This is a genomic window from Nostoc sp. MG11 (genome assembly GCF_014904695.1).
Classification (GTDB): domain Bacteria; phylum Cyanobacteriota; class Cyanobacteriia; order Cyanobacteriales; family Nostocaceae; genus Komarekiella.
In genome coordinates this window covers 138,028-161,764 of sequence record NZ_JACXXN010000005.1, presented here as the reverse complement: position 1 = coordinate 161,764, position 23,737 = coordinate 138,028, and the positions used below count along the sequence as shown (strand labels likewise).

At 41.4% G+C, this 23,737-nt stretch carries 22 protein-coding genes; 17 read left to right on the top strand and 5 right to left on the bottom strand.

Annotated elements, in window-relative coordinates; genetic code table 11:
• The first annotated feature begins 93 nt into the window (after positions 1-93).
• Positions 94-1,353: a vWA domain-containing protein gene (locus tag HCR01_RS09900; RefSeq protein WP_193196051.1), complete on the top strand. Its 1,260-nt coding sequence runs from the start codon at positions 94-96 to the stop codon at positions 1,351-1,353.
• Complete coding sequence (locus tag HCR01_RS09895; RefSeq protein ID WP_193196050.1) at positions 1,350-2,630, top strand: vWA domain-containing protein; 1,281 nt, start codon at positions 1,350-1,352, stop codon at positions 2,628-2,630. Before HCR01_RS09900 ends, HCR01_RS09895 begins: the two co-directional genes overlap by 4 nt.
• Positions 2,631-2,766: 136 nt before the next feature.
• Here HCR01_RS09895 and HCR01_RS09890 read toward each other — a convergent pair whose 3' ends face one another.
• Positions 2,767-2,931 carry a DUF433 domain-containing protein gene (locus tag HCR01_RS09890; protein WP_226889234.1) on the bottom strand — a complete coding sequence of 55 codons (165 nt, stop codon included), beginning with the start codon at positions 2,929-2,931 and terminating at the stop codon, positions 2,767-2,769.
• A 210-nt stretch (positions 2,932-3,141) separates the two neighbouring features.
• Here HCR01_RS09890 and HCR01_RS09885 point away from each other — a divergent pair, with 210 nt between their 5' ends.
• Complete coding sequence (locus HCR01_RS09885; RefSeq protein WP_193196049.1) at positions 3,142-3,528, top strand: VOC family protein; 387 nt, start codon at positions 3,142-3,144, stop codon at positions 3,526-3,528.
• 72 nt (positions 3,529-3,600) lie between these two features.
• Positions 3,601-4,392, top strand: a complete 792-nt coding sequence (locus HCR01_RS09880; RefSeq protein ID WP_193196048.1) for an Rpn family recombination-promoting nuclease/putative transposase — start codon at positions 3,601-3,603, stop codon at positions 4,390-4,392.
• Positions 4,393-4,478: 86 nt separating this feature from the next.
• Here the strand turns inward: HCR01_RS09880 and HCR01_RS09875 are convergent, their stop codons facing one another.
• Entirely contained in the window at positions 4,479-5,555 is a 1,077-nt protein-coding gene (locus HCR01_RS09875) for a PIN/TRAM domain-containing protein (protein ID WP_191758218.1), read from the bottom strand.
• Positions 5,556-5,810: 255 nt separating this feature from the next.
• On the opposite strand from HCR01_RS09875, the gene hemW reads away from it, so the two are divergent.
• The 5 genes from hemW (at position 5,811) to HCR01_RS09850 (ending at position 8,549) form a co-directional block, all read left to right on the top strand.
• On the top strand, positions 5,811-6,992 hold the full coding sequence (hemW, locus tag HCR01_RS09870; RefSeq protein ID WP_193196047.1) for a radical SAM family heme chaperone HemW: 1,182 nt from the start codon (positions 5,811-5,813) through the stop codon (positions 6,990-6,992).
• Between the two features lie 81 nt (positions 6,993-7,073).
• Complete coding sequence (locus HCR01_RS09865; protein ID WP_193196046.1) at positions 7,074-7,406, top strand: DUF433 domain-containing protein; 333 nt, start codon at positions 7,074-7,076, stop codon at positions 7,404-7,406.
• A gap of 18 nt (positions 7,407-7,424) precedes the next feature.
• Positions 7,425-7,766 carry a DUF5615 family PIN-like protein gene (locus HCR01_RS09860; RefSeq protein WP_193196045.1) on the top strand — a complete coding sequence of 114 codons (342 nt, stop codon included), beginning with the start codon at positions 7,425-7,427 and terminating at the stop codon, positions 7,764-7,766.
• Between the two features lie 70 nt (positions 7,767-7,836).
• Positions 7,837-8,097, top strand: coding sequence for a hypothetical protein (locus HCR01_RS09855; RefSeq protein WP_193196044.1), 261 nt, complete (start codon positions 7,837-7,839; stop codon positions 8,095-8,097).
• Complete coding sequence (locus tag HCR01_RS09850; protein WP_193196043.1) at positions 8,094-8,549, top strand: type II toxin-antitoxin system VapC family toxin; 456 nt, start codon at positions 8,094-8,096, stop codon at positions 8,547-8,549. Before HCR01_RS09855 ends, HCR01_RS09850 begins: the two co-directional genes overlap by 4 nt.
• A 66-nt stretch (positions 8,550-8,615) precedes the next feature.
• Here HCR01_RS09850 and HCR01_RS09845 read toward each other — a convergent pair whose 3' ends face one another.
• Positions 8,616-9,023, bottom strand: coding sequence for a universal stress protein (locus HCR01_RS09845; RefSeq protein ID WP_193196042.1), 408 nt, complete (start codon positions 9,021-9,023; stop codon positions 8,616-8,618).
• Positions 9,024-9,112: 89 nt separating this feature from the next.
• On the opposite strand from HCR01_RS09845, the gene HCR01_RS09840 reads away from it, so the two are divergent.
• Both HCR01_RS09840 and HCR01_RS09835 read left to right on the top strand, forming a co-directional pair.
• A complete protein-coding gene (locus tag HCR01_RS09840; protein ID WP_193196041.1) occupies positions 9,113-10,315 on the top strand; it encodes a phosphoglycerate kinase in 1,203 nt (400 codons plus the stop codon).
• A 120-nt stretch (positions 10,316-10,435) separates the two neighbouring features.
• Positions 10,436-11,053, top strand: a complete 618-nt coding sequence (locus tag HCR01_RS09835; protein ID WP_193196040.1) for an NUDIX hydrolase — start codon at positions 10,436-10,438, stop codon at positions 11,051-11,053.
• Positions 11,054-11,675: 622 nt separating this feature from the next.
• Here the strand turns inward: HCR01_RS09835 and HCR01_RS09825 are convergent.
• Entirely contained in the window at positions 11,676-13,784 is a 2,109-nt protein-coding gene (locus tag HCR01_RS09825) for a serine/threonine-protein kinase (RefSeq protein ID WP_193196039.1), read from the bottom strand.
• Positions 13,785-13,852: 68 nt separating this feature from the next.
• Entirely contained in the window at positions 13,853-15,550 is a 1,698-nt protein-coding gene (locus HCR01_RS09820) for a serine/threonine-protein kinase (RefSeq protein WP_193196038.1), read from the bottom strand.
• Positions 15,551-15,820: 270 nt separating this feature from the next.
• Between HCR01_RS09820 and HCR01_RS09815 the strand changes: the two genes are divergently transcribed.
• From HCR01_RS09815 to HCR01_RS09790, 6 genes are all read left to right on the top strand, one after another.
• Positions 15,821-17,377 (top strand): phenylacetate--CoA ligase family protein, encoded by a 1,557-nt coding sequence (locus HCR01_RS09815; RefSeq protein ID WP_193196037.1) that lies wholly within the window; start codon positions 15,821-15,823, stop codon positions 17,375-17,377.
• A gap of 466 nt (positions 17,378-17,843) precedes the next feature.
• The gene (locus tag HCR01_RS09810; RefSeq protein ID WP_193196036.1) at positions 17,844-18,461 is read left to right on the top strand and encodes a hypothetical protein; all 618 of its coding nucleotides are present in this window, start codon (positions 17,844-17,846) and stop codon (positions 18,459-18,461) included.
• Between the two features lie 44 nt (positions 18,462-18,505).
• Positions 18,506-18,877 (top strand): hypothetical protein, encoded by a 372-nt coding sequence (locus tag HCR01_RS09805; protein WP_191758230.1) that lies wholly within the window; start codon positions 18,506-18,508, stop codon positions 18,875-18,877.
• A complete protein-coding gene (locus tag HCR01_RS09800; protein WP_193196035.1) occupies positions 18,831-21,578 on the top strand; it encodes a hypothetical protein in 2,748 nt (915 codons plus the stop codon). Before HCR01_RS09805 ends, HCR01_RS09800 begins: the two co-directional genes overlap by 47 nt.
• Positions 21,579-21,793: 215 nt before the next feature.
• Positions 21,794-22,597, top strand: coding sequence for a hypothetical protein (locus HCR01_RS09795; protein ID WP_193196034.1), 804 nt, complete (start codon positions 21,794-21,796; stop codon positions 22,595-22,597).
• Positions 22,598-22,671: 74 nt separating this feature from the next.
• On the top strand, positions 22,672-23,721 hold the full coding sequence (locus HCR01_RS09790; RefSeq protein ID WP_193196033.1) for a hypothetical protein: 1,050 nt from the start codon (positions 22,672-22,674) through the stop codon (positions 23,719-23,721).
• Positions 23,722-23,737 lie beyond the last annotated feature (16 nt).

Genomic DNA, 23,737 nt, shown 5'->3' with positions numbered 1-23,737 from the left:
AATGTATTTGTGTTGGATAAGTTTTCCGTAGCGCTAAAGTTGTGCTTTGAAGTTATTGATAAATATGTATATTCCGGATAGGAACTTTGGGTTATGAAGGTTAGCTTGCAGCCTGCCTTGAATGATGGTAATTTAGATGCGAATCAACTGAGCAGTCAACGTCAGTTGGGAATTTCGATTTCGGCGATTGCCGAAACTCTGGATCGCAAAGTCCCACTTAATTTATGCTTAATTCTTGACCATAGTGGTTCGATGAATGGGCGATCGCTAGAAAATGTCAAAAAAGCAGCGACTCGTCTAGTTGATCGACTCAAGAGTGGCGATCGCCTGAGTGTTGTAGCTTTCGATCACCGTGCCAAAGTCTTAGTACCCAATCAAAGCATCAAAGACCCAGAACACATTAAACAGCAAATCAATCGCCTAACTGCCGATGGTGGAACTGCGATCGATGAAGGATTGCGCTTGGGCATCGAAGAGTTGGCGAAGGGAAAAAAAGACACTGTTTCTCAAGCATTTTTATTAACTGATGGAGAAAATGAACACGGTGATAATAATCGCTGCTTAAAATTTGCCCAATTGGCTGCTAGCTATAATTTGACGTTGAACACCTTGGGATTTGGTAATAACTGGAACCAAGATATTTTAGAAAAGATTGCTGATGCGGGCTTAGGTACTTTGTCTTACATTCAACAACCTGATCAAGCAATCGAAGAGTTTAGTCGCCTGTTTAGCCGGATGCAAACGGTGGGATTGACTAATGCTTATTTGCTATTCTCCCTAATGCCTAATGTTCGCTTAGCAGAACTTAAACCCATCGCTCAAGTTGCCCCAGACACAATTGAGTTACCACTGCAACAAGAAGCAGATGGACGCTTTGCTGTGCGCTTGGGAGATTTGATGAAAGATGTAGAACGGGTAATTTTAGCTAATATTTATCTGGGACAATTGCCAACAGGTAGACAGGCGATCGCTAATATGCAAGTCCGCTACGATGACCCAGCCGCCAACCAGGTAAATTTATTGACGCCAAATATTACAGTTTGTGCAAATGTAGTTGAGCGTTACCAAGCAGACCTCAATCCCCAGGTACAACAATCTATTTTGGCATTAGCTAAGTATCGACAGACCCAGTTAGCTGAGGCGAAATTGCAACAAGGCGATCGCACCGGTGCGATCGCCTTGTTGCAAACAGCTGCCAAAACCGCGCTGCAAATGGGAGATACAGGGGCAGCAACAGTGTTGCAAACTTCTGCCACACAGTTACAATCTGGTGGAGATTTATCCGATAGCGATCGCAAGAAAACTCGGATTGTCTCAAAAACTGTGTTGCAAGATACCCCTCCTACTAAATGAAAGTTAAATTGCTATCGGCGCTAAATGATACGAATGTTGATGTATCTCAAGCGAGTAGCCAACGTCAACTGGCAATTTCGATTTCGGCGATCGCTGGTGAACTTGACCAAAATTTGCCACTCAACCTCTGCTTAATTCTGGATAAGAGTGGTTCCATGCATGGGCAACCAATTAAAACTGTAATCCAGGCAGTAGAAGGATTAATAGATCGGTTGAAAGTAGGCGATCGCATCTCAGTTGTCGCTTTTGCTGGTTCTACTGAAGTCATTATCCCTAACCAAATTGTTTTAGACCCTGAAGACATCAAATCTCAAATAAAAAGCAAGCTGAATGCTAGCGGCGGCACGGTAATTGCTGATGGTTTGGCGTTGGGGATCACAGAATTGATGAAGGGTACAAAGGGGAATGTTTCCCAGGCATTTCTTCTAACTGATGGTCATGGTGAAAGCAGCTTGCGGATTTGGAAGTGGGAGATTGGGGCAGATGATCACAAGCGTTGCCTGGAACTTGCCCAAAAGGCTGCTAAGCTCAACCTCACTATTAACACTCTGGGATTTGGTAATAGCTGGAATCAGGATCTATTAGAAAAAATCGCCGATGTCAGTGGTGGTACTCTAGCCCACATTGAGCGTCCTGAACAAGCAGTTGAGCAGTTTAGCCGTTTATTTAAACGCATTCAGTCTGTTGGGCTAACCAATGCCTACCTGTTACTGTCTTTAGTGCCCAATGTCCGACTAGCAGAACTTAAACCCATTGCTCAAGTTGCTCCAGACACAATTGAGTTACCAGTGCAACAAGAAGCTGATGGAGGCTTTGCGGTGCGCTTGGGAGATTTGATGAAGGATATGAAACGGGTAGTTTTGGCTAATATTTATCTGGGACAGTTACCAGAAGGTAAACAGGTAATTGGGCATCTTCAAATTCGCTATGCTGACCCAGCAGAGAATAAACAAGGCATACTTTCCCCGATTATGCCAGTGTATGCGAATGTGGTTCGGGTTTATCAGCCTGCAACTGATTCCCAAGTGCAACAATCTATTTTGACATTAGCCAAGTATCGGCAAACCCAGCTAGCCGAGGCGAAATTACAACAAGGCGATCACATCGGCGCTGCAACATTACTGCAAACAGCTGCTAAAACCGCTCTCCAAATAGGAGATACAAGCGCAGCCACAGTATTGCAAACTTCTGCTACTCGCCTGCAAGCTGGTGAAGAACTTTCGGAAAGCGATCGCAAAAAAACTAGAATTGTATCAAAAACCGTTTTACAGGAATAGTAATCCAGCGTTGCTGATTAACGGTAAGCGTGTAAAGTATTTTCATGGTAATTCCTGATCAAACAACAGTTTCATAGCGGTTAGGTAGTTCAATGATGCGATCGTCCAAGTAGGAAGATGCAAAGATTAAGGTTTGCTAAATGTCTTCATCTTCTAATTCGGGAAACTCCTGGCGCAGTTCTTCTCGATTAGGGTAGGTAGCTAATAACTCAATCACCCGACGAACGGTAAGGCGAAGATTACGAATAGAAGGCTGTCCATTCATGCGATTGGGATTGCTGGTGATCCGATCTAATTTCATGGAAGTAACCCTAGCTCCTTACGAAAATCATTGTCGTATATTGCTTTATGCCAAAATGTAGCAGTTCTGATCTGAATCTACATTAAAACTGGTGGCATCAAGGTTTGCATTTTCAACATTAGCACTTTGTTAAAGCCCTTATCTTGCAAAAACTAGCAAAGCTCTGCTAAAAGTGCTACAGGTAAATGATTGGTAGCTTGAGAAGTACACATGAAAACAACTGGCATTCATCATGTAGCTATTATTTGTTCTGACTATCAACGCTCAAAAAATTTTTATGTAGAAGTTTTAGGTTTTTCGATTATTCAAGAGACTTTTCGAGCAGAGAGAAATTCTTATAAATTAGATTTAAAAGTTGCACAAAATACTCAAATAGAGCTATTTTCCTTCCCAAATACTCCGCCACGAGCCAGCAATCCAGAAGCTTGTGGTTTAAGACATCTTGCTTTTAAAGTTGATGATATTGAGCAAACTGTTTTTTACTTAAAATCCCACGGGATCGAGGTAGAAAATATCAGAATTGATGAAATCACAGATAAAAAATTTACTTTTTTTAGGGATCCAGATAATTTACCATTAGAAATTTATGAAAATTAGAATATATAAATATTTGGATTAAATAATTCCAGATAAATAGCAAATGAGAGAGCTGTTTGGTAAAATTTTCAAATGTTTGACAATATCTGCAAATTTTTAGCTGAAAATTTCTCCAGTGACTTTGCCACTTGGTTATTAGGTAAACCCATTACTTTAACTGAACTAAGTCCAAAAGAATTATCTATTGAACCCATTCGCGCTGATGCTCTAATTCTGCTACAGTCGAAGCAAAATATCTTACATTTGGAATTTCAAACCCAAGTCGATGTAGAAATTCCTTTTCGGATGATTGACTATCGATTGCGAGTATATCGTCGTTTTCCAGACAAAGCAATGCATCAAGTCGTAATTTACCTCAAGCAGACAAATTCAGATTTGGTGCAGCAAAATACATTTACAATTTCTGGAACGCGCCATGAATTTTCAGTTATTAGACTTTGGGAACAACCAACCGAAGTATTTCTGAGAACACCTGGACTTTTACCTTTGGCGGTGCTAAGTAGTACCATTGATACAGAAGTTATACTTAACGAAGTAGCACGTGAAATTAATGGTATTACAGAATCAAGAACTCAAAGTAATATTGCTGCTTCCACGGCGATTTTAGCTAGTCTAGTATTAGATAAAGAGGTTATCAGACGAGTTTTGAGGTCAGATATTATGCGCGAGTCAGCAATTTATCAAGATATTTTACAAGAAGGGAGAGCTGAAGGGAGGGCTGAAGGAAAAGCTGAAGCTTTACTTGAAGTGGCAAGTAATCTATTTAATACTGGTATACCATTAGAACAGATAGCAAGATTGACAGGGCTATCAATTGAGCAGTTACAGTATTTGCAAGTAACTGAGTCTGGTGAGTCCAAATAAATAATCGGTGCAGGTTGACTGCACCGATAGCTGCGCCGACGCTGCGCGTACGCATAATTTTATTCTAATCTTACCTGGCATTTGCCTTATGCCAATGCAGAAGCTTGAGGTTTGGCAAAAATCATGCGTCCTGCTGTAGTTTGTAAAGCACTCGTGACTACTACTCGTAATTCACCACCCACATAACTACTACCTTCCTCAACAACAACCATTGTGCCGTCATCTAGGTAGCCAATACCTTGACTTGGTTCTTTACCTTCCTTGAGAATCTTTAGGTCAAGGTTGTCACCAGGTAAATAGCTAGGACGGACGGCGTTCACTAAATCATTAACATTCAAAACAGGCACTTTTTGAACACTGGCAACTTTTGATAAGTTGTAATCATTGGTTAACAGTGTGCCACTGATTTCTTGAGCGAAGCGCACTAACTTTGCATCAACTGTGGGAATATCGTCGTAGTCAACTGCGTTGATCAGGATGCGATCGGGGTAAGTTTCCCTAATTCGGTTGAGAATCTCTAGCCCTCGCCGTCCCCGTACCCGCTTTTGGTCTTTGCTAGCATCAGCTACCTGTTGCAGTTCTTGGAGAACGAACTGCGGTACAATGATTTGCCCTTCCAGAAAGCCTGTTTCTAATAGTGCTTCAATACGACCATCGATAATACAGCTGGTGTCTAAAACTTTGGTATTGGCAGGTTTTAGCGTCCCTTCCACTACCATCGTTTCTACCGTGTTGGGATTAATAAACCGCAATAAGCCGCGTCCGTGGGTATCTGCCAAATTCATGCCGGTGACGGCAAGTATAATACTGCCAACAACTGCCACTAGCGGCTTAATAAATCCGAAATCCGCGGGTATAGGTAGCAAAAATAACGGTGCTAGCATTAAGTTGGCTAACAATAGCCCAATCACCAAACCAATGGCACGAGTTAAGATCATTTCAAGTGGCATTTCTCGGACTTGTGCCTCTAAACGACGATATGTCGTCTGGAAACTCAGCCCGATCGCACCGCCAATTATAGCGGCAAAAACAGCAACAATTAAACGTAAAGCTTCGAGATTCGTCACTCGGTCTAGGGTTCCATTCGGTAGCAGTTCAATGCTGTAGAACCCTATTCCCGACGCTGCTAAGATAAATGAGAAAATAATAATGGCGTCAAGCATGGTTGTCTTGGTTTCCTGCAACTGTGTTAACCGATAGACTCAAGTATTTTTTATCTCATCGGTAAGATAGATTAATCAGTTCAATATTGACTTACACTAAGGGTTTAGGCAGGCAATATCTGCAATCATTATAACTAAAGAGTTTTATCTTAATATTTTTCATTGTTTTGTTGTAAAACGATAAAAAATCGTAAACAAACTATTTATTTTCATTGTTTGTAATTAGTAATTGGGTTAATTTAATTCTTTCTCAAAATGAGTCAAAAAGTTAGTGTTTTTGGTATTGCAAGTTCTGCTTACGTACATATTCCCTTTTGCAGACGGCGGTGCTTTTATTGTGATTTCCCTGTGTCTGTTGTGGGCGATCGCTTGCGAGGCGAAACATCTGGTACGATTTCCCAATATGTTGAGGTATTGTGTCAAGAAATTGCCATTACACCTGCTTTTGGTCAACCCTTAAAGACAATTTTCTTTGGTGGTGGTACTCCTTCGTTGCTATCAATAGAGCAGTTGCAACGTATATTGGGAGCACTTGAGGAGCGTTTTGGTGTTGCTCCTACGGCAGAAATTTCAATGGAAATCGACCCAGGCACATTTGATTTAGCACATATAGCAGGCTATCGTAACTTAGGTGTGAACCGGGTGAGTTTGGGTGTACAGGCGTTTCAGGAAAAATTATTGCAACTTGCGGGGCGATCGCACTCGGTTGATAATGTTTTTGCAGCTGTGGAATTAATCCACCAAGTTGAGATTCCCGAATTTAGTTTAGACTTGATTTCTGGCTTACCGCATCAGTCTTTAGATCAATGGCAGAATTCTTTAGAAAAAGCGGTAGCAATAACACCAACTCACATATCCATATATGACCTTACCATTGAGGCTGGGACAGCGTTTAGTCGTTACTACAAGCCTGGTGATAATCCTTTACCAACGGATGAAACCACAGTCAAAATGTACCAAATGGCGCAGCAAGTTTTAACTGGTGCAGGTTATGAACATTATGAAATTTCCAATTATGCCCAGCCTAGCCATCAGTGTCAGCATAATCGGGTTTATTGGGAAAATCGCCCTTATTATGGCTTTGGTATGGGTGCAGCGAGTTATGTAGAAGGGAAACGCTTTACTCGTCCGCGTAAGACTAAGGAGTATTACCAATGGGTGCAAGCTGGTGGTGTGATTGATTGTGAAGTAACTCCTCCAGAGGAAGTATTGTTAGAAACTTTAATGTTGGGGTTGCGTTTAGCGGAAGGTGTGAGTTTGGCGACGTTAGCAGAAAAGTTTGGGGAACAGAAGGTAGAGGAGATTTACAAGTGTTTGCAACCTTATTTTGAAAAAGGTTGGGTGGAAGTTGTGAGGGGAAGGTTGCGTTTGAGTGATCCCCAAGGGTTTTTGTTTTCTAATGTAGTGTTAGCGGAGTTATTTGAGAAGTTGGGGTGACGGCACCATAACAGAAAATTGAAAAGCATCGGCAGCGGATATAGCTAATAGATTAACTTTATAGTCAAGGCAATATTAACTATGACACTTAAAGAATTAGAAACACAACTTCAGGCATTAAATCTAACTGAGAAAGCAGAGGCAATACAAATATTGACTAAAACTTTAAGCAACGGTTCACTAGGAATTACCAAAACTCCTGGCGTGTGTGGTGGTGATGCCTGTATTGCAAACACTCGCATTCCAGTTTGGTCGTTAGTGAATGATCGCCGTTTGGGTATGAGTGATGCTCGTATTTTAGAGGCATTTCCCCATCTTACCGCCGCTGACTTAGTAAATGCTTGGGCTTATGCGGATGCAAACCTAGAAGAAATTGAACAAGCAATCCGAGAAAATGAGGAAGTAATGCTCTAAAATTTGGAATATTAAAAATTGGCACGTCTTTATACAGATGAAAACTTCCCATTACCAGTGGTGGAATTTCTACGCATTTTTGGTCATGATGTATTAACAGCTATGAATGCAGGGAATGCAAATCTAAGGATTCCTAATGAAAATGTATTAGCTTTCGCTGCGAATAATGAGCGAGCAGTTTTGACACGCAATCGCCGTGATTTTATTCGATTGCATCGGTTACAAGCAAACCATGCTGGCATAATTATCTGCACAGAAGACCCAGATTTTGAACAACTAGCAATTCGCATTAATCAGGCTATTTCTGCGGAAGAAAGCTTAAAAGGTAAATTAATTCGAGTCAATCGTCCAGCAGTATGAGGAAGATGCAACAGGAGATTAAGAATCAATTGATAATATTAAATAAAGTAAGGATACTTCAAATTATAAAATGTCTAAAGAATTAAACGAAGTTAAGGAACTTGCTAAACAACTCACACCCGACGAACAATTGCAGCTAATTGCCTATCTAACTCAAAAGCTGCAACGTTGCGAAATCAAGCGGAAACCAAGCCGCAACTTGATGGAGTTTGCGGGAATAGCACCCAATCTTATGGGAGGAATGGATGCTCAAGAATATGTCACTCGCATAAGGCGTGGGGAGTTCCCTGATTTAGAAATTGCCGAAAAGCAATCAGGGAAAGAAGAGTGAACATTACCTACAGTTTACAAGGTGTGAGGCGCTTATTTCTGGATACAGCACCAGTTATTTACTTTGTGGAACAATACCCACAATACTTTTGTTTGGTTAGAACAGTGTTTGAGCCACTTCATAACACGCCGCTGATAGGTGTTGTTTCACCTATTACTTTAGCTGAATGCTTAGTTCAACCCTATCGTTTGGGACAAACGGAATTACAGCAAGAGTTTATTGAGCTGATGACTGACAATGACAACATTGAATTTGTGCCATTTGCTAACGAAACTCTAGCAATAGATGCTGCTCAAAAGAGAGCCAGATACAATCTACAATTACCTGATGCTTTTCAAATTGCCGTAGCTTTATCTACAGGCTGTGAAGCTTTTTTAACCAATGATGTTACATTCAGGCGCATCACAGAATTACCGATATTGCTGCTAGATGACTTTGATACTGCCAAATAAACAATAAAGTCATCAAAGTAGTTTTTGGCAGTGCGTTACACTGCGTTAACGCACGCTACAAGTTTTTCAAGGCACAATCAATACTGGACAAGGGGAAAGGTTAATCACGCGCGTGGTAACACTATCAGTTGCGCCTTCTTCAGTTAAACCTAGCCCCCGACAACCCATGATAATTAAATTTGCCTCGATTTCATCGGCGACATCGCAGATGGTAAACGCTGGTTTGCCCTGTCGTTCTAAAACTTCGGCTTGAATTCCTTGCTGAGAAAATAAATTTCGGGCATTTTCTAGCAGTTTGGCTACTACCTCTGGTGACACCATTGGATCTGCACTAGGCTCCTCTGGGGAAGGTTCTTCAACTACAGACAGCAGTACTAGGCGACTGCCGTACTTTTGCACGACATTGGTAACTACGTCAGCAGCTTCCCGCGCTTCCCGGCTTTGATCGATTGGAAATAATACTGTCTTGAACATCTGTGTCTCCTCTGCACCCCTGACTCCGGTAAAATCTGGATGGTTCTACTTTCAAAACAATAACAAAAAGGCAATCAGGAGGGTTTGGTGTGTCCAAAAAAACTTTAGCAAATTTATCTGCCGCCGATGTATCTGGAAAACGCGCCTTAGTGCGGGTTGACTTTAATGTGCCTGTGGATGACCAAGGTAACATCACTGACGATACTCGCATTCGCGCCGCTCTGCCAACTATTAAAGATTTGACGCAGAAGGGAGCTAAGGTCATTCTAGCAAGCCATTTTGGTCGTCCCAAGGGTGTGGATGACAAACTGCGCTTAACCCCGGTTGCCAAGCGCCTCTCGGAGTTGTTGGGGCAAGAAGTCGTTAAGACTGATGACTGTATTGGCGATGATGTTGCTGCCAAAGTGGGAGCGTTGCAAAATGGGCAAGTACTGCTACTAGAAAATGTCCGCTTTTACAAGGAAGAGGAAAAGAACGACCCAGAATTTGCCAAAAAATTGGCATCTAATGCGGATTTTTATGTAAATGATGCGTTCGGCACTGCACACCGCGCCCATGCTTCCACTGAGGGTGTGACTAAATTCCTGCGTCCTTCTGTGGCTGGATATTTGGTTGAGAAGGAATTGCAATATCTGCAAAACGCGATTGAAAATCCCCAAAGTCCTTTGGCGGCAATTATCGGTGGTTCCAAAGTTTCTAGTAAAATTGGCGTGATTGAAACGTTGCTGGAGAAGTGCGACAAGTTGATCATCGGTGGTGGGATGATTTTTACATTCTACAAAGCTCGTGGTTTGAATGTTGGTAAGTCTTTGGTGGAAGAAGACAAGCTAGAACTGGCGAAGTCTTTGGAAGCCAAGGCGAAAGAACGCGGTGTTGCTTTATTGCTTCCCACAGATGTGGTAGTGGCAGATAACTTTGCTCCAGATGCCAATGCTCAAACCGTTAGTATTGAGAACATCCCTGATGGTTGGATGGGTTTGGATATTGGCCCCGACTCTGTAAAAGTCTTCCAAGATGCCCTTGCTGATTGTAAAACGGTGATTTGGAACGGCCCGATGGGTGTGTTTGAGTTTGATAAGTTTGCGGTGGGTACAGAAGCGATCGCTCATACTCTCGCTGATATTAGCAAAACTGGTACAACCACGATCATCGGTGGCGGCGACTCGGTGGCGGCTGTGGAAAAGGTTGGTTTAGCCGATCAAATGAGCCACATCTCCACCGGCGGCGGCGCTAGCTTGGAGTTGCTCGAAGGCAAGGTATTGCCTGGGATCGCGGCTTTAGATGAAGCGTAAGTAGGGATTGGGGACTCTTAAGAGGGGGAAAAGGTTAAAGGGAAAGGGTTAAGAGGATGGTTTTTCCCTTTCCCCCTTAACCCTTTCCCTTTTCCCAATGTCCAATCCTGAGAAAAATATATGGAACCTAAATGGCTGGAGTGGGCGCAAAAGTTACAAGCGATCGCCCAAAATGGTCTAACGTATTCTGAGGGTGTTTTTGATATTGAACGCTATAAACAATTGCGGGCGATCGCAACGGAAATTATGGCGACTTACTCAAATGTCGAACACAATTATGTCCTTGATTTGTTTGCTCGTGAAGTAGGATATGCAACTCCTAAAGTTGATGTGCGGGGAGCAATTTTTCAGGATAATACTATCTTGTTAGTCAAGGAAAGATCTGACGGCTGCTGGACTTTACCTGGTGGATGGGCTGATGTTGGCGAGTCTCCCAGTGAGGTAGTTGTTAAAGAAGTATTTGAAGAATCTGGATATCAAACACGCGCTATCAAACTACTGGCAGTTTACGACAGAGACAAACAAGGACATCCACCGTTTCCGTTTTATGTCTATAAGTTGTTTTTTCACTGCGAAATTATCGGCGGTTCTCCATCACCGAGTATTGAAACTGAGGAAGTGGGTTTCTTTCCTGAAGATGCGTTACCAGAACTTTCAATTGGACGTGTAACACCAGCACAAATCAACCGAATTTTTCAGCATTACCGTCAACCAGATTTACCGACAGATTTCGATTAGGAAGTAGCCTTTACCAAAACTGGTAGTTACATCATGGTTAGGTAACTCCAACAAATAAATTATCTAATTTTATGGAGTAGGCTTCTACCCTGCTCAGTTCATAGGACGGACGAGACACTCATATCACAATAAATATAGCTGTTCTATTTGATTCGTGAAAAATATAAATAAAAAAACGAACCGCAAAGTACGCTAAGGGCACAAAGGGAAGAAAGAAAAAAGAGATATATAATTTTCACAAATGATTTAGGACTGCTATAGTTGGGTATTTTTTTACTTGGAAGTCCCTTAATAGTTAAAAAAAACGCCAAGACTAAGCAGCAAAGGCGTGGATTTATTTTTTAATTTCCGAAAGTTAAGGCGCGAGTGTCGGGAGTACAGAAAATATCTAAGTAATTCTCTTTAAGAGGTTAATATTTCTGGCGTTGATCTCGAAGTTCCGAGTTCTGAGCACGAAGTTCCGAGTTCTGAGCACGAAGTTTCGAGTTCTGAGCACGAAGTTCCGAGTTGCGAACACGAAGTTTTGAGTTCTGAGCACGAAGTTCCGAGTTACGAACACGAAGTTTTGAGTTCTGAGCACGAAGTTCCGAGTTCCGAGCTTGATGGACTATATTTTTAATGTTTAATTACTCTGAGGCGTTATCTCAGCAGTAGGTGTAGGCGTGGGTGTGGCGGTTTCTGTAGGAGTTGGTGTAGGTGTAGGCGTGGTAGTTTCCGTCGGAGTTGGTGTAGGCGTAGGGAGAGGTGCGGGACTTTGCGCTGTGATGCTGAGTTGATAATCTATCGGTTTTGATGCTGTAGAGACGACGACAAATTCATAAAATCCCGATTCTGGTAATTTAGTTGACAAAGTACGCTGTTTAGAATCTTCCAAAAATGCGATTTTGCCAGAAGGGGAATAGACTGAGAGCAAAACTTGGGAATTTGCTTGTAGCTTTAATTCCATAGATTGCTCTTTGGCAAGTTCAGCAATGAAAACTTTACCATCACCGGCTTTGAGAGTACCGCTGACTGTTTTGCTAGTTGCGCCTTGATCAAAGACAAGTTTCTGGAAAGCGCTACCAGCGAGGATAGCACTGAGTTTATCGCTAACAAACCCATACCAAACTTGTCCGATAGACTGGTTTTGGAAATTTTTACCACGCTGCTCAGGAAATTTGCTGAAGAAGGCAGCATCACCCAAATCATATAGAGAACGACTACCAACGTTAATTCGGTTAACTTCCACTTTCCAGCGATCGCGTTCAGCATTTGTGTAAGTTCCCAGTTGCCTGCGCGCGTTGGCACTCAGTGAGGCGAGCTTTTCTAGTAATTCGGCGGCAGTTTTATCCCATTGGGCCCGTAAACTTTCATCTTCGGGCCCATCGCTGAGAGTGCGTCCTCGTAAACTGGGGTTAGTGTCCCAGAAGACTTGATTTACTAAATTCACGTAGAAGTTCTCGTTAATACCCAATTGTTGACGGCGATCGCTTAATTCTTCTTTGCGCTGACGTTCTGCTGGTGAATAATTCGCCAAGGGATCAACTGGCTGGGTAACAGTTGCGGTTGGTGTAGGCTTAATTTCCTCTGGATTGCGATTGCTTCTACTGACTCCCCACCAAACTAGTCCAGCGGTGCTAATCAATACTAGTGTTGCGAGAAAGGTTTTTGTTGGTGTCCACCAAGCAGGAGGGGGCAGAGGGGCAGAGGGGCGGGGGGGCGGAGGGGGAGAGATGGCGACAGTACCAGAGGTGGGTTCTGGTGGGGTGGGATATTGAGTTGGGGCGTAGCTAACTGGGGGTGCAGTTAAGGCTTCTAATACTTGGCGGGCTGATTGGTAGCGATCGCTCGGTCTAGGAGATAGCATTTTATCTAATACCTGTCCCAAATTGGAACTCAGACTAATTTCTCGTCGCCACTGCCAGGATAGGGTATAAGTATCAATTAAGTCTTGCGGCTGCTTCCCTGTCAGTAGAACTAGCACCGTTACCGCCAAAGCATACAAGTCGCTGTGGGGAGACACCATCCCCGTTTGCATCTGTTCTGGGGGAGCAAATCCTACTTTACCCAATAGGGTTGGTGATGGAGGAGGCGCAACTTCGCCAGGTTGATAATATTGGGAAGCTACGGTTGCTACTACTTGTTTGACACCGCCAAAGTCAATTAATACTGGAAGTTGGTCAACGTTGCGAAGAATTAAGTTATCTGGGGAGATGTCCCGATGAATGACACCAAGTGAGTGGATGTAATCCAAAACTGGCAAAATTTGCTGTAACAGCTGGCGTCCTTCCGCTTCTGTAAACCGCAAACCCCGCTGGATTCGGTCATTTAATAAAGAATTATAAGTTTGCCCTTCTACATAATCTTGCACCAAAAACAGGTATTCTTTGCCCTGTAAGTTGATGCGTAGCAGTTCCCGGAAGCGGGGAATTTGGGGATGTTGCAGCTTGTAGAGAACGCTTGCTTCTCGCTCAAATAGTTCTCCAGCTTTTTGGACAACGTAAGCAGTCTGAACTTGAGGAGAGAATTCTTTTAAAACACAAAGTTCGCGGAAGCGGTTGACATCTTCGGCTAAATATGTACGTCCAAATCCCCCTTGACCAATTTGACGCACAATTACATAGCGATCGCCTAAAGTTAATCCCGGTTTGATACCATAACTCACGGGCGTATCCAACTGCTCACCACACTGGAGACAAAAGCGACTACCTGGGGAATTTTCGTGTCCTTTGGAACAATATAATTTTGTCATTTGTCATTTGTCATTTGTCAAGGGTTATTGAATTATTCTCTGTTCCCAGTCCCTAGTCTCCAGTCCCTTTACTTGTCAGATTGAACTTTATTGACTTGATCAGCTGCGATCGCATACCAAACTTGAACCAAAGTTTGTTGACTCAGTTTCTCACGCCGCTGGTCGGGAAACAACTGCTCAAATTTTTCATTTGTATCTTTATTTAGTTGACTGATGGTATAGTCTCCAAACTGCCCTGCACGTGCTTGCCGTCTCCAATTATCGTAATCTTTTGTACTATAACTTCCGAGTTTTCGACGTGCTGACGTACTGAGATTAGCTTGTTCTAGTTTATTCAACAAGTTGTCAGCAATACCGTACCATTCATCGCGTAAAGCCGCGTCTTCGGATTTAGGGGTGAGGCTACGTCCCTTTAATTCGGGCTTACTAGTATAAAATAAATTGTCTACTAAGCGTGTAAAAAATACTTCTGGAATTTCTAGTTGTTGACGACGGCTGAAAATTTCTTGGGGGTTGCGACTTGTGTTTCTGTCGCTCACTGGTTGACTAAGAGGATTGGGTAACTGGGGGATTTGTGGTAACGAGATTGATGGTACGGTGATGGAAGTTACGCTGCGAATGACTGCATTTACCACCGCCCAAGTACCTGCACCAGTTAAGACAACCAAAGCAGTCCCCCCAAGACTAACAGCAAAAGGACGAATCCAAACCGGCAGAGGTATCGCTTTAGTAATTGCTTGCGTCTTATTGTGGATTTTACTAGCGATCGCACTAGCGCGTTGTCGTCCAGGAGACACTACCATCGTTTTAAGTTTGGTAGTATGAGTGGCTGAAGGTTTGGTAGCATTTGGTGATGGTAGATCTTTCAGAACTTGATCGGCTCGTTGATAGCGATCGCTCGGTTTATAAGACAACATCTTTTTTAACACAGTTTCTAATTTGGGACTGACGTTGATTTCCTTTCCCCAGTACCAAATTCCCTGAAAGCTGTCGTATAGTTTTTGCGGTTCCTTACCCGTGAGCAACACTAGTGATGTTACCGCCAAAGAGTATAAATCGCTATTAATGAATACTTTTCCCTGGCGTAGCTGTTCTTCTGGTGCGTAGCCTTTTTTACCTAACAAAGTGTGATTTACTGCCAACTTGGTGCGCCAAAACCCTTGTGAAGCTGGTAATTGTTTGACACCACCAAAATCAATCAGCACTGGTAAATTATCAGAACGCCGCCAAATCAAGTTATCGGGAGAGATATCACGGTGAACTACATCTAGTGAGTGGATGTAGGATAGCACGGGTAAAATCTGTTGCAGTAGGGTAACTACTTCTTCTTCACTAAAGGTTTTTCCTTGGCTCTGTCGCTGCTCTAATAATTGGTCAAAATTATCACCATCTACATAATCTTGCACCAAAAAGAAAAAGTCTTTACTACCGATTTTCACTTGTAGCGAGGCGTGAAAACGCGGAATTTGCGGATGCTGGAGTCTCTTCAGCACACTTGCTTCTCGCTCAAATAACTCTTTAGCTTTTTGTAAATCCTGCTGGTGTTGTACTTGGGGTGCAAATTCCTTCAGCACGCATGTTTGATTGGATTTATTTCTATCCTCCGCCAAATAAGTGCGTCCAAAGCCGCCCTGCCCTAGTTGACGTATAATTTGATAGCGATTATCCACAACCTGCCCAACAGCAAGAGGTAATGGCTCACCGCAATGGGTACAAAAGCGGTTACTACCATTATTTGTGTGTTGTTTACTGCAATAAACCTGCATGGTGCTGAAGGATGAATTAGGTTTTTATAAGTTACTACAACGGATGCAGTTTGATTTACGGAAAAGGGTCAAGGGTCAAGAGTCAAGAAACCTTTTGGCTTATGGCTTTTGACTATTGTCAGATTATCGGTTCTTTCCGAACAACTGCACTGGGGGAGAGTTTGTTTGCCTTATTTAGGAAATGAGGTTTGAGAGGACGGGACAATCGCTAAAATACTGAGAGCAAGTAACGGTGGTGTTAGTTTTACTTCAGGATGAGCAATAAGTGTCATGAACTGCAAATCACAACAGCAGCGAGTAATTAGAGCATTTGAAGATTTTTTGTCTACCCCCTTAGAAACGTTACTACAACAGCATTTAGATACCCCAGGTGAAGCAGCAGTTTTGAGTTTATTTCACGATGTGGCTGCTAATGTACCCGCTTACAAGGCTTTTTTGGCAGAAAGAGAAATTAATCCGACTGCTATTCAAAGCTTGGAGGAGTTTCAGAAACTTCCTGCGATCGCCAAAGAAAATTATATACTGCGTTATCCTCTGGCTGACTTGTGCCGTCACGGACAGTTGCAAGCGTGCGATATGATAGCCGCTTCCTCTGGTTCCACAGGTAAACCAACATTTTGGCCCCGTTTCTTTACAGATGAACTGCAAATCGCTACACGCTTTGAGCAGATTTTTCACGACAGTTTTTATGCAGATACTAGACGTACCCTAGCTGTGATTTGTTTCACTTTAGGCACTTGGGTAGGTGGGATGTTCACTACTAATTGCTGTCGCTATCTTGCCAGCAAAGGTTATCCTATCACTGTAATTACTCCTGGTAACAACAAAGAAGAAATCTTGCGGGTTGTGCAAGAACTCGGCTCAGCGTTCGAGCAAGTTGTATTGTTGGGATACCCACCATTTCTGAAAGATGTTATTGATACTGGTATTGCTCGTGGTGTAGAGTGGCAGCAAAATCAGATTAAGTTAGTTATGGCGGGAGAGGTATTCAGCGAAGAATGGCGTAGTTTAGTTGGCGAAAGAGTTGGTTCCCAAAATCCCTGCTACGATTTTGCATCACTCTACGGTACTGCGGATGCGGGTGTATTGGGTAATGAAACACCCTTAAGTATCTGCATTCGCCGTTTTTTAGCAGACAATCCAGATGCAGCTAGAGCTTTATTCGGGGAATCTCGTTTACCTACGCTGCTACAGTATGATCCCATAAGTCGCTATTTTGAAGTTCAAGATAGGGCATTACTGTTTTCTGGCGATAATGGCATACCCTTGATCCGTTATGACATCTTAGATACTGGTGGGTTAATTAGCTACGATGCCATGATCCAGTTTTTGGCACAATGGGGATTTGATCCCGTTGCAGCGTTACAAAATGAAGGATTAAAACACTCATCCACAGATGTCACTAAATCTTATACTCAAAACTCACCCAGAGGTATTCATCCGCTACCTTTCGTCTATGTCTTCGGACGCTCTAACTTTACAGTTTCCTACTTTGGAGCGAATATATACCCAGAAAATGTCACAGTAGGATTAGAGCAACCAGTAATTCAAGAATGGGTGACGGGTAAATTTGTGTTGCAGGTAAGAGAAGATGCTGACAAAAATCGATTTTTATCTGTGGTTGTGGAGTTAGCACCGGGGGTGGAGGGTAATGAAGATAAGCAGCAAACCATAGCATTCTCCATACTCTCGCAGCTAGTGCGTCTTAACAGCGAGTTTGCTAACTACGTTCCCTCAGAATATCAAATGCCACAAGTTGCATTAGCTCCAACAGGTGATCCCGAATATTTTCCTATTGGGGTAAAGCATCGTTATACGCGCAAATAGGAGAGGAATAGGTTCGGTTTATAATTTAATACAGTTCAGTTAAAAACCAACATATATTTCGGGAGTTTTGTTAAAACGCGTCAACGCTTACAGCGCCAACATAATCAAGACTTTAATTTTTAAACATTTAGATCAAATCGCTTTGCTATTTTATATGTCAATTAGTCTTTATTGTTAATAACTTTTGAATGATCACTGAACTTATAACCTGTAATTGAGGCAATTAATCGCTTAAATTGTAGCAATTTTAAGTCGATGTTTGAAAGCCAATTTATTAAAGTTTTGCTTATTAAATAAACGTTAATATTTTCTTAACTTAACTCAATCAAGATTAATAGTTATGTATAAAATTTTTTACTGCAAGTTCATAATTTGATTAAAAAATAATGTTAAATCGTGTTAGATTGTGATAGTTGTAACACTAAAATCAACGTATAATTATAATACATTGTAGGGAAATTGGCAAATGTCTAGACAAAGTTCTCATGAGAGTAACTTTTTCAAAGCTTTAACTGGTAGTGCGGTGAAAAAATCCCATAAGTTGAGACTGACAGTAGAATCATGTCTGGCTATTCTGATTGAATCTGTACCTTTTTTAATTGCTTGTGCTGTACTTGTAAGCGTTATCAGCCTGAAAAGTCCGATTCTGCTTTTTTGTTTACTAGTTGGTAGTTTAATTACAGTAATTGTGCAGCAAATTGGTCAGCAGGTAAATTTACCCAAGCGATCGCTCATCCCATTACAAATCTTAGCAGTAGCCGTTATCTTAAGTTTGTTTTGGTTAGATTATTTTGCATCCCCTGCACAAGCGCAATTTTTTAAGAAAGCTGAAGATTTTTTTAAAAATACTTTAACCCAAGGTGCAACAACTAACAGTAACACCCAAGCAGCAGTGAGTTTAATATTCAACGTATTACGGGCACTTTATCTACTCTATATAGCCGTTGCCCTAATTGGTGTGATTAACGCAGTGCGTAAAGATGAAGATTGGCAAAGTATTGCCAGAACTCCCCTATTAGTCGTTGTTGCTGTTACCATTGCTGATGTACTCACAGGTTTTGTGATAGGCGATAGCAGTAGATAATTCATTTCTATTCTTTCAGAGGAAGAATAACTAAGTTATTTGCAATGTCTCAAGAGCGTGAACAAGAATTTCGTCCAGTCAATCAAATTCTAGGAAGCCAACCTTCATTAGGCCCAATACCTGCCGATCAAATTCTTCCTTGGACGCTAATCTCCCTAACTTCATACTTTATCATCAACGGAATTTTTGGGGGGATTTTCCAAGAGGAGTTTCAAAAATGGTTATGGACAGTACTAATTGCTGGTTGGGGAATGGGGACTTGGTGGATATTAACTGGTGGTAGGAGTTGGAGTTTTTTAAGCAAATTTGTAGGTGTTCCCACTTGGACAAGAGGCTTTGCTCGTTATCAAAGCTTGCTGGAAGTTAACCATGAAGCAAAAAATCGGAAAAAAAAGCGTCGATATCGCAGGAAATGAAACTAGATTAACACCATTTGAAGACGCTTTACACTTAGCGACAATGCTGCGCGTCTCACTAAATGGACGTGATATTGGCGCTTACGCTTTGACGAAAGGAACACAAAAAGATAGGTTTTGCTTCGTCTTCGGTTTTGAATGTCGAGGTATCCATACCACTTTAAGATCTGAACAAATCGATACAATTGTCAATAATATTGAAGCGGGTTTAAAAGATATCCCTAGCGATGAAAGAATGACGCTACATTTGGGGTCTTTTAGTTCAGATAAAAACCGCCAGCAAGAACTTGCATCATTGATAAAAAATGCGCCATCACGAGATATAAAATATTTGTTGATGGCAGAACGAGCCAGAGTCAAAGAACTGACTATTTCTGGAATTCGTAAGCCAAAATTTTTGCGTATTTATGTCACTTATACTGTTGAGTCTACCAATACTAATGCTGATGATTGGATAGAGAGACTTTTAGCAAAAGCTGAATCATGGTGGTTGAAATTCAAAGGCGAACTATCAGAAGTAGAATACCAGCGCCTCGAAACTATCATCACTAATGCTTATAAACAAGGTTTTCTCCGTTGGGAGCAACTTTTAGCTAATAAAATGGGGTTGGATATCAAGCCTTTGACTGCTAATGAACTTTGGGAGGAAACCTGGAGAAGATTTAATGATACGCAGCCAATAGATATTCCCCAATTGATTACTTTAGATGAAAATGGACTACATGAAAAAGTCAATTCAGACTTAGCAAGTAGTAAATTACTCATAGAAAATATCCATAGTACAACTTTGCTGCTGGAGTCTGGTATACCTTGTGCTGACCGTCGTTGGGTTAATGTGAAGAATCGCTATATTGGCGTAATGACATTTTTAGAAAAACCCGGAGGTTGGTCAAATAAATCCACTCAGTTGCGTTATATATGGGAACTGCTAGCAAGGGAAACGGTAGTAGATACAGAAGTATTTTGTGAATTAACTACTGCAAATCCAGCATTTGTGAAAACTACCTTGCAAAGAGTGCTGAAGCAGTCAAATATGACTACTATCATGGCTCAAGAAAAAAGTAAAACAATTGATGTTAACGCTCAATTAAAGTTAAAAAAATCCGTAGCAGCACAAGAGCAATTATATGAAGGTGCAGTACCTATTTATACAGGTATAGCGATTTTAGTACATCGTCCAAGTATAGAAAAATTAGAGGAAGCGACAAGATATATTGAAAACTGTTTTCAACGTCCAGCACGGGTGATTAGGGAAACAGAATATGCATGGAAAATTTGGCTGCAAACTTTACCAATAGTTTGGGAGGGTTTGTTAGCAAAACCTTTCAATCGTCGCCAACTATATTTAACAAGTGAAGTTCCAGGATTAATGCCTTTAGTACTAACTAAAAAAGGTGATAATCAAGGCTTCGAGTTGATTGCGGAAGAAGGCGGAACACCGATACATCTAGATTTATTTAACCAACATAAAAATTTAGCGCTGTTTGCAACAACTCGTGCTGGGAAGTCGGTGTTAGTATCAGGGATTTTAACTCAGGCTTTGGCGCATGGTATTCCTGTAGTGGCGTTAGACTTCCCCAAACCTGATGGAACATCGACTTTTACTGACTATACAGAGTTTATGGAGGGGAATGGGGCGTATTTTGATATCTCTAAACAATCGAATAATTTGTTTGAACAGCCAGATCTACGATCGCTTGATCCAGAACAACAACGCGATCGCACACTCGATTATATATCTTTTTTAGAATCAGCTTTGATGACAATGGTTTTAGGGTCATCTGCTGAGAATCAGATTCTATCGCAAACTGTGCGATCGCTTCTCAACTTGGCTTTAGAAGCCTTCTTTGCAGATGAGGGTATCAAAGAGCGATATCGAAAAGCAATAGCAGGGGGATTTGGTTCTGCGGCTTGGCCAAAAACCCCTACCTTAAAAGACTTTCTCTATTTCTGTTCACCAGAACATCTACAGTTAAATTCTGTAAGTGGGAGAGTTGAAGACGCCTTAAGCCAAATTCAGCTGCGCTTGCGGTTTTGGCTTTCTAGTCGCGTCGGACAAGCCATCTCTGCACCATCTAGCTTTCCTACCGATGCCCAACTTTTGGTTTTTGCTCTCAGAAACCTATCAGATAATGAAGATGCAGCAGTACTATCTTTAAGCGCCTATTCAGCGGCGTTACGACGTGCATTAAGCAGTCCAGCTTCCATATTCTTCATCGACGAAGCACCGATTTTATTTGAATTCGAGCAAATTTCTGACTTAGTTGGCAGAGTTTGTGCCAACGGCGCTAAAGCTGGCATCAGAGTTATTTTATCAGCACAAGACCCTGATACCATCGCCAAATCCAAAGCTGCATCTAAAATTTTGCAAAACTTGACAACAAGATTGATTGGACGCATTCAGCCAGTTGCAGTAGATAGTTTTGCAGATATCTTAAAATATCCCCGCAACATTATTTCTCGTAATGCCTCAGAAAGCTTTTTCCCCCGCAAAGAAGGCATTTATAGTCAATGGCTGTTAGATGATAACGGTATTTATACATTTTGTCGCTACTATCCAGGTTATGAACAATTAGCAGCAGTTGCTAATAACCCCTATGAACAAGCCGCGCGCAGTCAAATGATGCAACTTCACACCGATAAATATGAAGCAATTTCTACATTTGCACGTCAGTTAGTGGCTACACTACGTAGTAGTTAACAGCCTCTCTAAAACTTATAGCGGTTCTCACTTAAGTAAGCTACATAAATAACTAATCACAGATGAACAAAGCCAAAAGTTATGTTATTTGCACAATACTGTATTAAACATATTACCAAAGTCCTAACTTAAAACTCCTTCCTGCGCCTCTGCGTGAGCAAAAAATAAATTTATTAATTTCAACAAATTTGTCCACCGTTCCCAAACACAGATATATGCAAAAAACTACGGTTTTGACTCTTACTTTATTATCCCTAGCAATCCTACCAGTAATGGCACAATTAGGCGAGACTGGACAAGTAGGTGAAGTTTGGACTGATTTTCAATCATATTCTGTAGATTTGCAAAACTACCTGCAAAATAATTTGAGCGAAAACTTAAAGCCTGTAGAACCACAAAGTAGAAGTGCTATTACTAATGCTACAGGAGAATTGAATATACCTAATCCAATCACTGCTGGACAGAGAATTCGTGATGATATTTTTATCAACTCCATATCAGACCGCTTTGAGAATAATTCAGTAGTCCGCTCAAATTTAGTTAGCAATGAAATCAATCGTCTAATTACCCGTGGAGCCGTGGCAGGGCTTTTAGGAGAAGCTGGGCAGATTCGGACAAAAACGAAATTAATCGATACAGAAAAATCTTTAAGAGATATTGCATTATTTGCTGAACAAGCAGAAGACGAAAGCGACAATTTACTCAGTCAAATTAGCAATATCATTGGTAAAGCCAATCCTGTGAATAATGCTATTTCGAGTTTGTCAAAATTACTCAATGCTAACCAATTGCAAAGCCTTAAAATTCAACAGGAGCAATCAAAAATTGTAGCTGAAACATTTGCTCAGACATTACAAACAAATCAAGCACTGCAATACTCAAACTTAAACTTAGCCAATATTTCTCAACAAATGGAAGAGGAAAATCGTGCTCGGAGAGTAGATACATCTACAGAAGCGGCGCGACTTTTGCGAGCTACTTCTCAAATGGATTTGTTTGGGACAAGAATTGATAATTAGAATTCAAAATCAACAATCCCGATTCCCATTTAACTACGGAAAACTTGTTTCTTTTAAAAACAGCCACTATCAAAATGCAGCTTGCTACTTTACCAATTTTTGCCCAAATAGGCATAGATGAAATTCTCGGTAATGGTGCTACAACTGCCCAAAGTATTGCCGAAGGTTGGGACAATCAATGGCTGGATTTATTACAAAATAATACCAGTAATAACTTGTATGGAGCACTGACAAATCTGGGTGTGTTCTTTGCAGTAGGAACCTTGCTGTTTTTTATGCTACAATTCCTCAAAGATTTGATATATAGCGAATATGCCCGCCCTATATCAGCTTTGATTTGGCCTTTCCTGGTGGTAATACTGTTAAGTAACTCAGGCAATGGAAGCATACTTTCTAATTTAACATTAGGAGTACGGAATTTGGTAAATGCTGTGAATCAGCAAGTACTAGTAACAACAAACACTGACCAAATTTACCAGCAAGCACTGAATATGAGTATTGCTGAAGAAGTGGCAGGTTCTTTGCTGCGTCCTTGTCAGTCACTTACTGGCGAACAACAAAATAAATGTTTTGTCAAAGCCTCAGAAAAAGCTAATGAACTTTGGCAAGAATACAGAAATTTATATGGTAATAGAACTTGGATAGATAGACTAGAAAATAAGGTAAATCAGATTACATATAACACAGGCAATGTATCTGAAAACGCATTTAATTCTTTACTGGGTTCTACAGTCCAAACGAGCATCAAGAATTTTTTAGTCTCTTTACAATATGCCTTCCAGAATTTAATAGAAGCGACTATGTTATTGATAGCAACTTTAGGGCCGCTGGCTGTAGGTGGGTCTTTGCTACCTGTAGCTGGTAAACCGATTTTTGCATGGCTTACCGGATTTTTATCTATTGGTATCGCTAAAATTTCATTTAATATTATTGCTGTGCTAACTGCCGCAGTTATTGTTAATGGGCCTGGGCAAAATGCTAATGTTGATCCAGACTTAATGTGGTTCATAATTTTTCTGGGAGTTTTGGCTCCGATTTTATCTTTATTAGTGGCTGCGGCTGGGGGGTTTGCAGTCTTTAATGCTATTAGCAATACGGCTTCTCTAGTGAAAGATAGAATATAAGTCTTTAACTGGGGAA